We start from the raw sequence: 15,013 nt of genomic DNA on the forward strand, positions 1-15,013 counted from the left end.
CTCCTAATGTCCTTGAAACATGAATTGGCTGATAGAGATATCATCCATTTCTTTCATTTCAATTGCCTTATGTTCAAGGGAGAACTTTTCAAATTGCTTTTCTTTCATTTTTTCAAACTTTTTAAACTCAATATTTTTTTCTGTTAAATCAGATTGTTTTTCATTCATTTGATGGCGTTTCATGATCACAAGCTGCTGATAATGATGAATGGTGTTATCTAAGTTCGTCACAAATTGCTGATAATGACGCATTTCTTGAACACTCATCCCACTTCTCAGCTTTTCTTCTTTGCTCTTTTCCATTAGCTCTTTTTTACTCATATTTTCATAGAGTTTTTCAGCGGCTTGCTCAAATGCCGAAACGGATTGTTGATACGCTGCGAGTGATTTGTCTTTTTCACTTTCTTTCAATTCTAAGAGCTTTTGAAATTTGTATTGATATCTCACTGTTTTTGTCAATCCTCTCTATTCATCAAACTGAGCAATATCCTCACGCTGTCTTCAATCGATACAGCCTCTTCAACATCCTGCTTCAAAAATGAAATCAGTTGTGGGTAAGCTTGCATGGCCTCATCAATATCTTTAGAGGAGCCTTTTTTATATGCTCCAATGTTAATGAGGTCTTCAGCGTTTTGATATGTGGATAAAAGCTGGCGGAACCGGTTAGCCGCTTCCTTGTGATCATGACTTGCAATATTACTCATGACACGACTGATACTTTTCAGAATATTGACAGCTGGAAACTGTCCTTTGTTGGCCAGTGCACGATCAAGTACTATGTGGCCATCTAAAATCCCCCGCACTGTATCAGCGATCGGCTCATTCATATCGTCACCATCAACAAGCACTGTGTAAAACGCTGTGATGGAACCAAGTTGATTTGTACCAGTTCGTTCTAGCAATTTTGGCAGTATAGCGAACACTGAAGGCGTATATCCTTTTGTTGTTGGCGGTTCACCGGTTGCAAGTCCTATTTCCCGCTGTGCCATGGCGACCCTTGTGACAGAATCCATCATAAACATGACATTTTTGCCTCTGTCTCTGAAATATTCGGCAATAGCTGTTGCAGTATAGGCTGCTTTTAATCTTGTCAGTGCGGGCTGATCTGAAGTTGCGACAACAACAATCGAACGCTTCAGTCCTTCAGCTCCTAAATCTTTTTCGATAAACTCGCGAACTTCACGTCCACGCTCTCCAACAAGTGCAATGACATTGAGATCCGCTTCTGTCTGCTTGGCAATCATCCCCATCAAGGTACTTTTACCAACACCGCTTCCCGCGAATATGCCAATTCTTTGACCAGTGCCGACTGTGAGCAAGCTGTCAATCACTCTGACACCAACGCCCATTTTTTCACGAATAGGCGGTCTGTCCATCGGGTTTGGAGGAGATTGTTCTGTTGAGACAGGTGCAAGTCCTTTAGGAAGCATGCTGCCGTCCAGTGGATCACCGAAGGCATCAACAACCTGCCCGATTAAACCAGTTCCTACTTTGACCTTTAACGACTCACCTGTTGCTTCAACAAGACTGCCTGGTGAGATGTTAGAGGCTTCTACGTAGGGCATGAGCAAAATGTTTTCATCTTTAAAGCCAACGACTTCTGCTTTTATCGGATGGTTCTTACTCCCTTTTTTGTGAATAAGACATACATCACCGATTGAGCTTTCTGGCCCCTTGGACTCGATCATCAGTCCAACAACTCGATTGACTTTACCAAAACGTTTGTAAGGATCGGCGGTTTCAATCGTTTCTTTTAGCACATCTATGTTCATTTGTGATCACCTGAATCAATGACTTCTAATAACTTTTCTTTTAACTGATTCATTTGGGTATCAACACTCGCTTCCACTTTTCCAAAGCTTGTTTCGACGTAACAAGTACCTTTTGGTGCTTTTTCATCCGAGTAAATGGCAAGATGTGTATTCTTTTGAAGGATTCTATTTAATTCGTCTTTATATTCCATCACATGTTCGTAATGTGCAGGGTCTACATAGATGGAAATATCGTCATATTCCTTCACTTCTGAAACGACCTGCTTCACTAGCGTTAAAAATTGTTCTTTTGTGTCCTCAGCTGCATTCCATACTCGTTTAGCGAGCTCAAACGCAAGTTCGACAATTTCTTCAGCAGAGCTTTCGATTTTTGCTTCATAGTCCTGCTTTGCAAGGCTGACAATGTCATTCGCTTGATCAAGAATCGATTGATACTGTAAATTCGCATCTGCTTCGCCCTTTTGAAAACCATCTTGATATCCTGTTTGTTTCGCTTCTTCAATGAGCTGTACTCTTTCTGCTTCAAAATCAGCTCGCCGCTGATTGATTTCAGCCATTGTTTGTTCCAGCTCACGATTTGCTTGTTCTAAAATACGGCTTGCTTCATCTTGTGCATCACTTAATACAAGCTGAGATGCTTCTGTCTCGTTGACAAGCTCTTCTTCGTGATGTTCTCTTTTGAATTCCACTTGCTGCAAGGGAATGGTTTGACGGCCTTGTTCAGGAATAACAGATGTTTCATGTTTGATAATCCTAGACAATGATATCGTCTCCTCCACCTCGAGCTATGACGATTTCTCCAGCCTCTTCAAGTCGTCTTACGATGCTGACAATACGAGTCTGTGCTTCCTCGACATCTCTAAGCCGGACAGGCCCCATAAACTCCATTTCTTCTTTGAACGTTTCGACCATACGTTGCGACATGTTGCGGAAGACAATTTCTTTGACTTCTTCGCTTGCCACTTTGAGTGCAAGTAGTAAATCGTCATTTTCAACATCTCGAATCACGCGCTGAATGGCTCTGCTATCAAGAGTAACAATGTCTTCAAAGACAAACATACGTTTCTTAATTTCATCAGCAAGCTCAGGATCTTGAATTTCCAGTGTATCTAAAATGGTTTTCTCCGTTGCACGGTCTACACCATTCAGTACTTCGACTACCGCTTCGACTCCGCCCGTTTGGGTATAATCTTGCGTAAAGGTTGAAGAAAGCTTTTGTTCAAGAATACGTTCCACCTCATTGATGATCTCTGGAGATGTGCGATCCATTAAAGCAATTCTTCTTGCAACCTCAGTTTGTACTTCCTCGCCTAACTCAGATAAAATCTGTCCAGCCTGTACTGGATCTAAGTAGGAAAGAATGAGCGCAATGGTTTGTGGATGTTCGTGCTGGATAAAGTTTAAAATTTGCTCTGGGTCAGCCTTTCTAGCAAAATCAAATGGTTTCACTTGAAGTGAGGATGTTAAGCGATTTAAGATACTGTCCGCTTTGTCCTCACCAAGCGCTTTTTCAAGCACTTGTCTTGCGTACATAAGGCCGCCTTGTGATATGTAGTCCTGCGCGATGGCAATGCTGTGAAACTCTTCGATGACTTCATCTTTTTTAGCAGTATCTACACTTCGTACATTGGAAATTTCTAATGTTAATTTTTCTATTTCGTCTTCAGACAGATGTTTGTATACAGATGCTGACACGTCTAGCCCTAAGGAAATCATTAGGATTGCTGCTTTTTGTCTGCCTGTTAGTCGATTTGGATCTTTTCTCGACATGTGTATTCCTCCTAATCCTCGGACAGCCAGCTGCGTAGCAATTTAGCAAAGTCTTCTGGTTTATCTTTTGCCATTTTTTCAAGCTGATTTTTTCTCACCATTTCTTCTGTTTCTGGCTCAGTATCGATATCAGGAACATGAATTGGTGTACGTTCATCAAACTCAAACTCTTCTTCCTCATCTTTTCTTCGCTTACGTACGAGAAGAATGATGAGAGCGATAATGGCGAGTAGTAGCACACCGCCAACAATATAAACCCAAATTGGAATATTGTTTGAAGGGTTTTCTGCTGCCGTTTGCTGTTTACCGTCTAATTTTGATACAGATAAAACGATTTTGTTATCTAAGTCAGCTTGAGTGAGCGCTTGACCGTTTGTGTATTCTTTATCAATCGATGTACTGATGATGGTTGAAAGAATTTTTTTGATATCATCCTGCCTTTCAGCAGTTAATGAATTCGGATCGTTTGCAGTAGGCGGTTCAACCAGTGCCTGAATGCCAACGTCTCTGATTTTATAAGGACTTTCTTTGATATCTTTATGAATGCGGTTGACTTCATAATTGATACGATCTTCGCTCTTTTCGTAATCTCCGCTTCCGTTCGTTCCATCGGCGCCTTGATAATTTGTGACATCATCGTCACCTGTTCCAGCGGTGCCTCCAGCTGCTGCGCCATTGCCTGAATAAGTTTCAGCAATCTTTTCAGCGCTGACAGCAATTCCTTGCATGTTTTCTTGATCAACTGGTTCGACAAGATCTTCTTTTCTTTTTTCTTCAGTAAAATCAATGTCTGTAGTGACCGATACGGCAACTTTCTCTTGACCCATCATCGTTCCAAGCAGCTGTTGAATTTTTCGTTGAAGATTCTTTTCAATCTCCTCTTTTTTCTGCTGCTGTGCATCCATTCCACTTGCATAGGAATCTGAGCTGCTGTTTAAGTCATAGTAGTTGGAATCTTGGTCCATAATGACAATGTTTTCTGTTTTTAAATTAGGCACACTTTTTGAAATAAGATGATAAAGGCCTTTTACTTGTTGCTGAGTAAGCGTGTAGCCTGGTTGAACTTGCAGCACAATTGATGCTGATGCATTACTTTGCTCTTCTCCAACAAAAACGGAATCTTTTGGCAGGTTAATCATAACCTTTGAATCTTTAATCCCATCAATCGTGTTGATCAGATTGGATAGTTCTGTCTGAGTTGCGTCTACTTTCAGAACATCAAATTCATTATCTGTTAAACCGAAGCCGGAATTGTTCGCAAAGAAGGAGTAATCAATATTCCCCGTTTTAGGAAGTCCTTCTGATGCAAGTGTTACTTTTAAAGTGTCTGCTTGCTTTTCTGGAACTAAAATCGTCGTTCCGTTATTTGCAAGTTCCGATTTAACGTTTTTGCCATCCAGTTCCTGTTTGATTTGTCCTGCTTCTGCCTCAGACAAATCTCTAAACAACGGAACCATTTTTTCAGAAGAAGCAAAGATGCTAACAACCGTAATAATGATTGCTAGGGCAGCTACGCCGCCAATCATGAGTATTTTTTGTAATTTTGATCGATTTCGCCAAAACTCAACTGTTTTTGTTCTTAATTGCATTAAAGTACGATTCATCTTAACCCCCGGTCATTCCATTCAGTCTATTTTTTGCCCACCAGCACCTCCTACATCTGCATTCTCATAATCTCTTGGTACGCTTCGACTGCTTTATTCCGAAACTCGGTTGCAGCTGTGAGTGTCACACTCGCTTTTTGTGAAGCAATCATGACTTCATCGAGATTGACATCTTTCCCTTGTGCGAGAGCATTCGTATACTGGTCTGATTTCAGCTGTGATTGATTTAATGCCTCAATGGAATTCTTCAGCACATCAGAGAAATTCGTTTGACTTTTAGGTGCAGCCGCCTGCACAGACGATGCATTCGTCAATTCACTTGCTTGCTGAGCGGTTTGAAGCTGGAAAGGAGATATTGCGTTAACCAATTCTTTTCACCTTACTTTCCTATTTCTAAAGCTTTCATCAGCATGCTTTTATTCGCATTCAGCGCAGTCACGTTTGCTTCATATGATCTTGAGCTGCTGATGAGATCAACCATTTCCTTTAATGGATCAACGTTTGGTGTTTGAACATATCCATTTTCATTGGCATCGGGATTTGTAGGATCATATTGAAGGTTGAATGGAGTTTCGTCTTCAGTAATTTTTGTTACTTTGACGCCGTTTCCTAATTTGCCGCTCGAATTCATGCTTGAGTTCAATATAGATGAAAATGATTCACCTGACGGCTGTAATGTGACGAGCTTGCGTCTATAAGGCTCCCACTTGCCATCAACCTGTTTAGCTCTTGTTGTATCCATATTCGCAAGGTTAGAGGATACAACGTCCATTCTGAGCCTCTGTGCTGTTAATGCTGAGGCCGAAGCGTTCACGCCTGAAAAAATCGACATCACTTACCTCCTGTCAAAACTGTTTTAAGAGAATTGAACTTTCCGCTCATTCTTTCAACCAACGCATTATACTGAATTTGGTTTTTAGCGAGTTCACTCATCTCTTGATCAATATCGACATTATTTCCGTTTTCTTGATAAGAAGTACGGTTACTCGAAACAACTGAATAATTAGACCCTGTTTTAGAAAAATCAATGTGACCTTGGTATGTTTTTTTAGCATCTAATTTGATTGACGCATCATTTAGCATGTCGTGGAATGCAACTTTTTTAGACTTGTAGTTCGGTGTGTCTATATTCGCGATATTATTGCTTATGACTTTTTGCTTAACATTCGCTCTGCCCAAGGCATTCTCAAGGTTGCTTATCGTTCCAGAAAATATATCCAAAACCATATACCTCCAATCATATGTATTTCATTCCATTTAATCATGTCGAGATTTGTAAAACCATATGTTCATTGTAAGAAATAATAGGATTAAAGTCTATGATGTAATTGTAAAAAAAACTCGTAATATATATCTATTTTACGAATAGGTATAAAGGCCTAGATTCAAAGCACTACAGAATTGTAAGGGGTTTCTTGGGAAAAAGAGTGTCATTTTTCGGACAAATCCTCTTTTTTCATACAAAAAACCCCTTTTCAACATTTATTTCGGCCGAAAAGGGGTTTTCTGATTAGTGAGATTTTAAATTTTCAAGTTCAATTAAAAATTTATTGTTTAATACTTTGATGTATGTTCCCTTCATTCCAAGAGAACGTGATTCAATAACGCCTGCACTTTCTAACTTACGCAGTGCGTTTACGATCACTGAACGAGTGATTCCTACACGGTCTGCAATCTTACTTGCCACTAGAAGCCCTTCGTTGCCATCAAGTTCTTCAAAGATGTGTTCAATGGCCTCAAGCTCACTATATGAAAGAGAACTAATCGCCATTTGGACAACTGCTTTACTTCTTGCTTCTTCTTCGATTTCCTCTGACTTCTCACGAAGGATCTCCATTCCAACAACTGTTGCACCGTATTCAGCAAGAATTAAATCATCATCTTTAAATGTATCTTGCAAACGAGACAGGATTAACGTTCCTAAACGATCTCCTCCTCCGATAATTGGCACAATGGTTGTCAAACCTGATTCAAATAAATCACGGTTTTCAATCGGGAAAGCTGTATACTCACTGTTAATGTCAAGATTTGAAGATGTTTCAGGGATGTTGAATAGACTCTTTGTATATTCTTCAGGGAACTGACGATCTTCCAGCATTTTTTTCATACGTGCATTTTCAATCTGCTGGTTAATGGAGTAGCCAAGAAGCTTCCCTCTTCTGCTTAATACGAAAATGTTTGAATCAATGACATCTCTCAATGTTTCTGCCATTTCTTTGAAATTAACCGGCTTCCCCGCTGCATCTTGCAGCATCGAGTTAATAATCCTTGTTTTTTGTAGTAACGCCATAATAATGATCCTCCTAGATTACTTTATTCATTTGTTAAAGTATAAATTGACTTAAGTCTTTATTATTTGCAATCTTTCCTAGCTTCTCTTCTACATACTGAGGGGTAATGGTCACTGTTTCCATTGTAATATCAGGCGCCTCAAATGAGAGCTCTTCAAGCAGCTTCTCAAGTATGGTGTGAAGCCTTCTTGCACCGATGTTATCCGTCTCCTGATTGACGTGATAAGCCACTTCGGCAATCTTATGAATAGCATCGTCAGAAAATTCAAGAGATATACCTTCTGTTTCAAGTAGAGCCTTATATTGCTTTAATAACGCGTTATCTGGTTCCGTTAAGATTTTCACAAAGTCTTCTATACTTAATTTATCTAATTCTACACGGATTGGGAAGCGCCCTTGAAGCTCTGGAATCAAATCCGAGGGTTTCGCCATATGAAAAGCGCCTGCTGCTACAAATAGAACATGATCTGTTTTCACAGCCCCATACTTCGTCATCACAGTGGAACCTTCTACAATCGGTAAAATATCACGTTGAACCCCTTCACGAGAAACATCTGCAGACGATGCACCACCGCTTTTGGCAATTTTATCGATCTCATCGATAAAGATTATTCCTTGCTGCTCTGCTTTTTGCACGGCTTCCTGACCGACTTCATCCATATCAATCAGTTTTGAAGCTTCCTCAGCAGTTAACGCTTTTCTCGCTTCTCTGACGGTCAGCTTTCTGCGTTTTTTCTTTTTAGGCATGAGATTGCTAAGCGCATCCTGCATGTTCATACCCATTTGCTCCATACCCGAGCCTTGAAGCATATCAAACATGGAAGGCTGCTGCTCTTCGACTTCAATCGTGACGTAATGGTCTTCAAGTTCACCCATCGCCAGCTGGTGCGCAATGCGTTTTCTTGTCGACTCAAGCTCTACTTCTTCACTTGAGTGATCTCGATCACTTTCATCAGCATCAGAACCACCAAACAGCATCTCAAAAGGATTTTTCACAGACTGACTTTTTTTCTTTCCAGGAACAAGTAGATGAACAAGCCGTTTGTTTGCTTGTTTTTCCGCTTCTTCTTGAACATCCTTCATTTTTTCTTCTTTGACTAGTCTGATTGCTGTTTCCACTAAATCTCTGACCATTGATTCTACGTCACGTCCGACATATCCAACTTCAGTAAACTTCGTCGCTTCCACTTTAATGAAAGGTGCACCAGAAATCCTTGCAATTCTGCGGGCAATTTCTGTTTTCCCCACACCTGTCGGACCAATCATTAAGATGTTTTTAGGAACGACTTCATCCTTTAGCTTATCATGTAAAAGACTTCTTCTGTAACGGTTTCTTAAAGCCACCGCCACTGCTTTTTTCGCATCAAGCTGACCAATAATGTACTGATCGAGCTTTTCAACTATCTCTCTTGGGGTGAACGGCTTTTTCTCCATACGTCTCATGTCCTTTCTATTCAAGCTCTTCTAAAGTGATTTGATCGTTCGTGTAGACACAGATTTCTCCGGCCGTTTCAAGAGCCGCCTTTGCAATCTCTCGAGCTGAGAGATGGTCACCTGCATGTTTTTTGAGTGCTCTCCCGGCGCTAAGCGCGTAGTTACCACCTGACCCGATAGCCAAAATGCCATCGTCTGGCTCGATGACCTCTCCTGTTCCAGATACGAGCAGGATGCTTTCTTTATTCATGACGATCAGCATGGCCTCAAGCTGTCTGAGCATCTTGTCACTTCTCCATTCTTTCGCCAGTTCTACAGCTGCTCGTTTTAGGTTACCACCGTATTCTTCAAGCTTCGTTTCAAACTTCTCAAAGAGTGTAAATGCATCTGCAACTGAACCAGCAAAACCTGCGAGTACTTTGCCTCCGAAAAGACGGCGCACTTTTTTTGCTGTGTGTTTCATGACGACAGCCTGCCCAAAAGTGACTTGACCGTCTCCAGCCATCGCACTTTTTCCTTTATGTTGAACGGCAAAGATTGTGGTTGCATGAAATGATGACATGAAAAAACCTCCTTTTAGGATCGTTTAAAAGCCCTTGGGTGATGAGACATGTACGTTTTTCTTAAAGAATCTTTTGATACATGCGTGTACACCTGTGTTGATGATAAATTTGAGTGACCGAGAAGTTCTTGAACACTTCTTAAATCCGCTCCCTCGTTTAAAAGATGCGTAGCAAAGGTGTGCCTTAACATGTGAGGATGGATATGTAATGTGCCAGACGCCTTTTTCATTAATTCAGTTAGAATGAATCGAACGCCTCTGTCTGTAAGAGGAGCTCCGCGCTGATTCAAAAACACATGTGAATCAGCACGATCCTTTCCCTTCACTTTCAGCTTCTGCCTTCCATCCTCTAAATATGTGGAGAGCGCTTCATGTGCATAAGAGCCGAAAGGTACATACCGTTGTTTGCTGCCTTTCCCATGAACAAGCACTGTATCCATCGATAAATCAAGATCAGATTCTTTTAATGAACATAACTCACTGACCCTCATACCTGTTGCATAAAGAAGTTCTAAAATGGCTTGATTTCTTTGACCAAGCGGTGTACTTACATCACATACTGTAAATAGCTCTTTTAGTTCCTCTTCATACAAAAATGAAGGAATTCGCTTATCCTGTTTTGGTAAGCTAACGAGTAAAAAAGGATTTTCTTTCACAAGCTGTTCTCTTAATAAAAATTTATAAAAGCTGCGAAGTGCAGAGACTTTCTTACTAATCGTTCTTCTTGTAAGGCCTTTTTCATAAGCTTCTGTTAAATAAATTCTCGTATCTTGATAGGATACCTCTTCAAAACCGTCTATTCCTTGAATGTTCATAAATCTGACAAACTCTTCAATCGCCTCAGTATAACCCGAGATCGTTAAAGCTGAATAGTTCTTTTCAATCTGCAAATATTCAATGAATAAGTGGACAAGACGCTGTTTCTCTGTCATTTTTACACCTCTTTAAGGCTTTTAAATGGTATCACATATCTTGCTTCCCGTGCAATGTTTTACTACAGAGATTTCGAAATAGTTTGAATAGTTTCGATTGCGCGTTTAGCGTACTCTGCATAGCGCTCTTGTTTGTTTTTAATTCGAACGCCAAGATCTTTCAGCAAGCCAAAGTTTGCATTCATCGGCTGGAAGCTTTTCTTGTTTGTTGATGTGATGTAGTAAGCCATACTGCCAATCGCTGTTTCTTCTGGAAGTGTCACAAGCTCTTCTCCTTTAACAAAACGAGCTGCGTTGATTCCAGCCACTAGTCCTGAAGCCGCGGACTCAACATATCCTTCAACACCAGTCATTTGTCCGGCAAAGAATAAGTCGTCTCTATTTTTAAATTGATACGTCGGTTTTAGAAGGCTTGGCGAGTTAATAAATGTATTACGATGCATCACACCATAGCGAACAATCTCAGCCTCTTCAAGACCTGGGATCAAACGGAATACTTCCTTTTGATCGCCCCATTTTAGATGTGTTTGGAAACCAACAATATTATATAAAGTACCTGCTGCATCATCCTGTCTTAATTGAACAACAGCGTAAGGTCTTTTTCCTGTTTTTGGATCTTCAAGTCCAACTGGTTTCATCGGGCCAAAGAGCATGGTTTTTTTCCCTCTTTTGGCCATGACTTCAATGGGCATACAGCCTTCGAAGAAGATTTCTTTTTCGAACTCTTTTAACGGCACAGTTTCAGCAGAAATGAGCGCCTCATAAAAACGATCGAATTCTTCTTCTGTCATCGGACAGTTTAAATAAGCCGCTTCCCCTTTATCATAACGTGATTTCAAGTACACTTTATCCATATCGATGCTGTCTTTCTCGAGGATAGGCGCTGCTGCATCGTAGAAATATAAATACTCTTCACCTGTTAAAGATTTTAATTCTTTTGAAAGTGCTTCTGATGTAAGAGGACCCGTTGCGATAATCGTCGGACCTTCTGGAATGCTTTGCACTTCTTCTTGAAAGACCGTCACATTCGGGTGATTTTTCACGCGGTCTGTAACGTTAGCTGCAAATTCATGACGATCTACTGCAAGCGCTCCACCAGCAGGAACCGAGCTTTCATCTGCTGCTGCGATGATTGCTGAATCTAAATGACGCATTTCTTCCTTTAAAACACCGACTGCGTTCGTTAAAGCATTCGCACGCAATGAGTTACTGCATACGAGCTCCGCAAATTTATCTGTGTGGTGAGCTGGTGTTTGTTTGACAGGTCTCATTTCATACAGATGGACTTTAATTCCGCGCTTGGCAATTTGCCATGCCGCTTCACTTCCTGCTAAACCTGCTCCGATCACATTTACAAATTGACTCATTGTACAACTCTCCTATTTCGTAAGTTCTATTTGATGACATAAAAAAGCAGGTGAACAAGGCTGCTCACCGCTATTTTTGTTGTTCCTCTTTATAATCACAGTTCACACATTGAACTTGAATGCCTTTTTTCAGCTTTTTCTCTACAAGCATATTTTCGCATTTTGGACACTTTCTTTCAATTGGTTTGTCCCAAGAAACGAATTCACACTCTGGAAAACGATCGCAACCGTAAAAAATGCGGCGCTTCTTAGATTTCCGTTCAACGATATTTCCTTCGTGACAAGTCGGGCATTTGACACCAATATCTTTGACAATTGGTTTTGTGTTACGGCAGTCAGGGAAATTAGAGCATGCCATGAACTTACCGTATCTCCCCATTTTGTACACCATTGGATGACCACACTCTTCGCAATCAACTCCGGCGTATTCAGGCTCGATCTCAACTTCCTGCATCTCTGCTTCTGCTTTTTCTACCCGTTTTGCAAAATCTTGATAGAAACTGTCGATAATGCGTACCCATTCAATCGTACCTTCTTCAACGCTATCAAGTTCTTTTTCCATTTTCGCAGTAAATTCTACGTTAATGATTTCAGGGAAGAATTCAATAATTAAGTTGAGCACAATCTCTCCAAGCTCTGTTGGAATAAACCGTTTGTTATCAAGTGCCACGTAGCCACGCTTTTGAATGGTATCTAATGTTGGTGCATACGTAGATGGGCGGCCAATACCTAGCTCTTCAAGGGTTTTGACAAGTCTTGCCTCAGTGTAACGTGGAGGCGGCTGCGTGAAGTGCTGCTCTGGTTCAATATCTTTTGAAAGAACGGTGTCTCCCTCTTTCAGATCAGGAAGCATTTTGTCCTTTTCTTCTAACTGGTCGTCCTTCCCTTCAACATATACTTTCATAAATCCAGGGAATTTCACCTTACTTCCATTTGCACGGAAAGTAAGCCCGTTATTTTCAAGATCCACACTCATTGTATCAAGAACAGCTGGTGCCATTTGGCTTGCCACAAAACGTTCCCAAATCAATTTATAAAGACGAAGCTGATCTCTACTTAGCACATGTTTGACATCTGCTGGTTTTCTTAGCGTAGAAGTCGGACGGATGGCTTCGTGAGCATCCTGTGCATTTTCGTTCTTTTTGGCAGTTCGTTTTGTTGTATTCAAGAAATTCTTGCCATACGTTTGATCAATGAAAGCAGATACTTCTTCAATTGCCGTATTGGAAATACGTGTTGAGTCCGTTCTCATATATGTAATGAGACCTACTGTACCTTCTTTACCAAGATCAATCCCTTCATATAATTGCTGTGCAATCATCATCGTTTTCTTCGCACGGAAGTTTAGTTTTCTCGCTGCCTCTTGTTGTAAGGTAGATGTTGTAAACGGAACAGCTGGGTTGCGTTTACGTTCTTTTTTCGTCACTTTTTCAACAGAAAATTTGCTTCCTTTTAATTTCGAAAGGATTTCTTTTACATCTTCTTTTGTTTTTAGCGGATGTTTTTTGCCATTTACGCCAAAGAAACTCGCTTCAAAGCTTTCTTTCCCTTTTAGGAAGGTACCATCAATTGTCCAGTATTCTTCTGGTTTGAATTCATTAATTTCATTCTCGCGGTCAATAATCAGGCGGAGTGCAACTGATTGAACACGACCGGCGCTTAAGCCCTTTTTGACTTTCTTCCATAAAATTGGGCTGATTTTATATCCAACGAGACGATCTAAGATTCGTCTTGCCTGCTGCGCATCAACCAAGTCCATATCGATCATACGTGGATGTTTAAAGGAATCTTTAATTGCATCTTTTGTAATCTCGTTAAAGACAACCCGGCAATCTGAAGAGAGGTCAAGGTCAAGGCTGTGGGCTAAATGCCAAGCAATCGCTTCTCCCTCTCTGTCGGGGTCAGCTGCGAGATATACTTTTTTTGCTTTTTTCGCTGCTGTTTTTAATTCTTTTAAGACTGGACCTTTTCCTCGAATCGTAATATATCTCGGTTCGAAGTCATGCTCAGTGTCAACACCAAGCTGACTTTTCGGTAAATCCCTTACATGCCCCATTGAAGCCTTTACTTTATACTTTTTTCCTAAATAACGCTCAATCGTTTTCGCCTTTGCTGGCGACTCAACGATGACTAAATAATCAGCCATACTCAAAATCCCCCTTAAGAGGTGTTCTCTCTTTATCCATTTCACAAATTTATATTTATGTTAATTGCACCTATTTAACAGGCAATCGTTAAAAATTCTTTATGATGAACATCATTATAAACACGAAAAACAAAGTGTAAACTTAAATCCTCACTATTATTAAATATTCCGATGTCTTTTGTCAAACGATATTTTTATGTGAGTTCAGTATATTGAACACCGCTCAAGGAGAATTCCTCTAAAATATCCTTCGTTGAATGAACAAGCTTGGCACCTTGCTGAATCAATCTAGCTGGACCTATAGAATTAGAATCAAAGATCGATCCTGCAACAGCAAACACTTCTTTTCCTTGCTCTAATGCCTGGTAGGCTGTAATAAGCGAACCGCTCTTTTCTTTGCACTGGACCACGATGGTTCCTCTTGTCAGGGCACTAATTAATCGGTTTCTCATTGGAAAATGCCATTTTTCTGGTTTGATATAAGGCGGGTGCTCTGACAACAGTAAATGATGTTCTCCCATATATTGAGCCATTTGCACATGTTCTTTTGGATATACATGTTGAAAGCCGCCAGCTACAACACCAATCGTTTTTCCTTTTTTTCTTATGCACTCTTTGTGTGCAAGTCCATCAATTCCTTTTGCTAAACCGCTCACAATCATCCAATCTTCCTCTACAAGTTCTCCAACAATTTTCTTCACGCACGCTTCTCCATAAGAGGATGGCACTCGTGTACCTACTACACCTAAACTTTTTTCTTCATTTAAATAGGTAACGTTTCCTTTTAGGAATAATACTGGGGGAGGATCATAAATGTGTTTTAGTGAGCTGGGATATAAAGGTGATGTGATGGGAATCATGTGAATATTTTGCTTTAAATAGGCTTGAACGATGTGTTGAAAAATGGGGAATTCATTTTCTTCAGCTTGTTGTAAGCGGGTAAAGTCGATCTTTTGTAATGATCGATCCTGTTTGAAATGATGTGTTTCTTCATTTATATATAGCTCAGGATCGACTTTCCACCATTTTGTTAACAAAGAGGGTGAGATGAGGCCTTTTAAGCGGTGAAAAATCATTCTTTCGGACACGTTGTACATACCATTCCTCCAGTTTAAGATAGAAAGAAGAAGACTTG

15 protein-coding genes are annotated in these 15,013 nt (G+C 40.4%); all 15 read right to left on the bottom strand.

The window, feature by feature from the left end; genetic code table 11:
* Positions 1–3: 3 nt before the first annotated feature.
* Entirely contained in the window at positions 4–447 is a 444-nt protein-coding gene (gene fliJ, locus EBQ12_RS01385; protein WP_024720352.1) for a flagellar export protein FliJ, read from the bottom strand.
* Between the two features lie 8 nt (positions 448–455).
* Complete coding sequence (gene fliI, locus EBQ12_RS01390) at positions 456–1,772, bottom strand: flagellar protein export ATPase FliI (RefSeq protein ID WP_008344803.1); 1,317 nt, start codon at positions 1,770–1,772, stop codon at positions 456–458.
* Entirely contained in the window at positions 1,769–2,533 is a 765-nt protein-coding gene (fliH, locus tag EBQ12_RS01395) for a flagellar assembly protein FliH (RefSeq protein ID WP_024720351.1), read from the bottom strand. Before fliH ends, fliI begins: the two co-directional genes overlap by 4 nt.
* A complete protein-coding gene (gene fliG / locus EBQ12_RS01400) occupies positions 2,526–3,542 on the bottom strand; it encodes a flagellar motor switch protein FliG (RefSeq protein WP_034281776.1) in 1,017 nt (338 codons plus the stop codon). Before fliG ends, fliH begins: the two co-directional genes overlap by 8 nt.
* Before the next feature lie 11 nt (positions 3,543–3,553).
* Positions 3,554–5,146, bottom strand: a complete 1,593-nt coding sequence (fliF, locus tag EBQ12_RS01405; protein WP_024720350.1) for a flagellar basal-body MS-ring/collar protein FliF — start codon at positions 5,144–5,146, stop codon at positions 3,554–3,556.
* 50 nt (positions 5,147–5,196) lie between these two features.
* On the bottom strand, positions 5,197–5,514 hold the full coding sequence (fliE, locus tag EBQ12_RS01410; RefSeq protein ID WP_007499609.1) for a flagellar hook-basal body complex protein FliE: 318 nt from the start codon (positions 5,512–5,514) through the stop codon (positions 5,197–5,199).
* An 11-nt stretch (positions 5,515–5,525) separates the two neighbouring features.
* Positions 5,526–5,978, bottom strand: a complete 453-nt coding sequence (flgC, locus tag EBQ12_RS01415) for a flagellar basal body rod protein FlgC (RefSeq protein ID WP_007499610.1) — start codon at positions 5,976–5,978, stop codon at positions 5,526–5,528.
* Positions 5,978–6,367, bottom strand: a complete 390-nt coding sequence (gene flgB, locus EBQ12_RS01420) for a flagellar basal body rod protein FlgB (protein ID WP_017359092.1) — start codon at positions 6,365–6,367, stop codon at positions 5,978–5,980. The genes flgC and flgB overlap by 1 nt, the downstream gene beginning before the upstream one ends.
* Before the next feature lie 289 nt (positions 6,368–6,656).
* Positions 6,657–7,436, bottom strand: coding sequence for a GTP-sensing pleiotropic transcriptional regulator CodY (gene codY, locus EBQ12_RS01425; RefSeq protein ID WP_041507309.1), 780 nt, complete (start codon positions 7,434–7,436; stop codon positions 6,657–6,659).
* A 34-nt stretch (positions 7,437–7,470) separates the two neighbouring features.
* A complete protein-coding gene (hslU, locus tag EBQ12_RS01430) occupies positions 7,471–8,871 on the bottom strand; it encodes an HslU--HslV peptidase ATPase subunit (protein ID WP_008344818.1) in 1,401 nt (466 codons plus the stop codon).
* 16 nt (positions 8,872–8,887) lie between these two features.
* Complete coding sequence (gene hslV / locus EBQ12_RS01435) at positions 8,888–9,433, bottom strand: ATP-dependent protease subunit HslV (protein ID WP_007499614.1); 546 nt, start codon at positions 9,431–9,433, stop codon at positions 8,888–8,890.
* A gap of 14 nt (positions 9,434–9,447) precedes the next feature.
* Positions 9,448–10,365, bottom strand: coding sequence for a tyrosine recombinase XerC (gene xerC, locus EBQ12_RS01440; RefSeq protein WP_125588880.1), 918 nt, complete (start codon positions 10,363–10,365; stop codon positions 9,448–9,450).
* A gap of 62 nt (positions 10,366–10,427) precedes the next feature.
* Positions 10,428–11,732 carry an FADH(2)-oxidizing methylenetetrahydrofolate--tRNA-(uracil(54)-C(5))-methyltransferase TrmFO gene (trmFO, locus tag EBQ12_RS01445; RefSeq protein ID WP_007499618.1) on the bottom strand — a complete coding sequence of 435 codons (1,305 nt, stop codon included), beginning with the start codon at positions 11,730–11,732 and terminating at the stop codon, positions 10,428–10,430.
* Positions 11,733–11,802: 70 nt separating this feature from the next.
* Positions 11,803–13,878, bottom strand: a complete 2,076-nt coding sequence (gene topA, locus EBQ12_RS01450; protein WP_008344821.1) for a type I DNA topoisomerase — start codon at positions 13,876–13,878, stop codon at positions 11,803–11,805.
* Positions 13,879–14,072: 194 nt separating this feature from the next.
* A complete protein-coding gene (dprA, locus tag EBQ12_RS01455) occupies positions 14,073–14,975 on the bottom strand; it encodes a DNA-processing protein DprA (protein ID WP_017367240.1) in 903 nt (300 codons plus the stop codon).
* Between the last annotated feature and the right edge of the window lie 38 nt (positions 14,976–15,013).

The organism is Bacillus sp. 2B09 (assembly GCF_003946835.1).
Classification (GTDB): Bacteria; Bacillota; Bacilli; order Bacillales; family Bacillaceae; genus Bacillus; species Bacillus altitudinis.

Excerpts from the sequence above, each read along its gene's own strand:
- fliI (WP_008344803.1), bottom strand. The coding sequence starts at position 1,772 with ATGAACATAGATGTGCTAAAAGAAACGATTGAAACCGCCGATCCTTAC.
- fliG (WP_034281776.1), bottom strand. The coding sequence starts at position 3,542 with ATGTCGAGAAAAGATCCAAATCGACTAACAGGCAGACAAAAAGCAGCA.
- fliF (WP_024720350.1), bottom strand. The coding sequence starts at position 5,146 with ATGAATCGTACTTTAATGCAATTAAGAACAAAAACAGTTGAGTTTTGG.
- flgC (WP_007499610.1), bottom strand. The coding sequence starts at position 5,978 with ATGTCGATTTTTTCAGGCGTGAACGCTTCGGCCTCAGCATTAACAGCA.
- codY (WP_041507309.1), bottom strand. The coding sequence starts at position 7,436 with ATGGCGTTACTACAAAAAACAAGGATTATTAACTCGATGCTGCAAGAT.
- hslU (WP_008344818.1), bottom strand. The coding sequence starts at position 8,871 with ATGGAGAAAAAGCCGTTCACCCCAAGAGAGATAGTTGAAAAGCTCGAT.
- hslV (WP_007499614.1), bottom strand. The coding sequence starts at position 9,433 with ATGTCATCATTTCATGCAACCACAATCTTTGCCGTTCAACATAAAGGA.
- xerC (WP_125588880.1), bottom strand. The coding sequence starts at position 10,365 with ATGACAGAGAAACAGCGTCTTGTCCACTTATTCATTGAATATTTGCAG.
- trmFO (WP_007499618.1), bottom strand. The coding sequence starts at position 11,732 with ATGAGTCAATTTGTAAATGTGATCGGAGCAGGTTTAGCAGGAAGTGAA.
- topA (WP_008344821.1), bottom strand. The coding sequence starts at position 13,878 with ATGGCTGATTATTTAGTCATCGTTGAGTCGCCAGCAAAGGCGAAAACG.
- dprA (WP_017367240.1), bottom strand. The coding sequence starts at position 14,975 with ATGTACAACGTGTCCGAAAGAATGATTTTTCACCGCTTAAAAGGCCTC.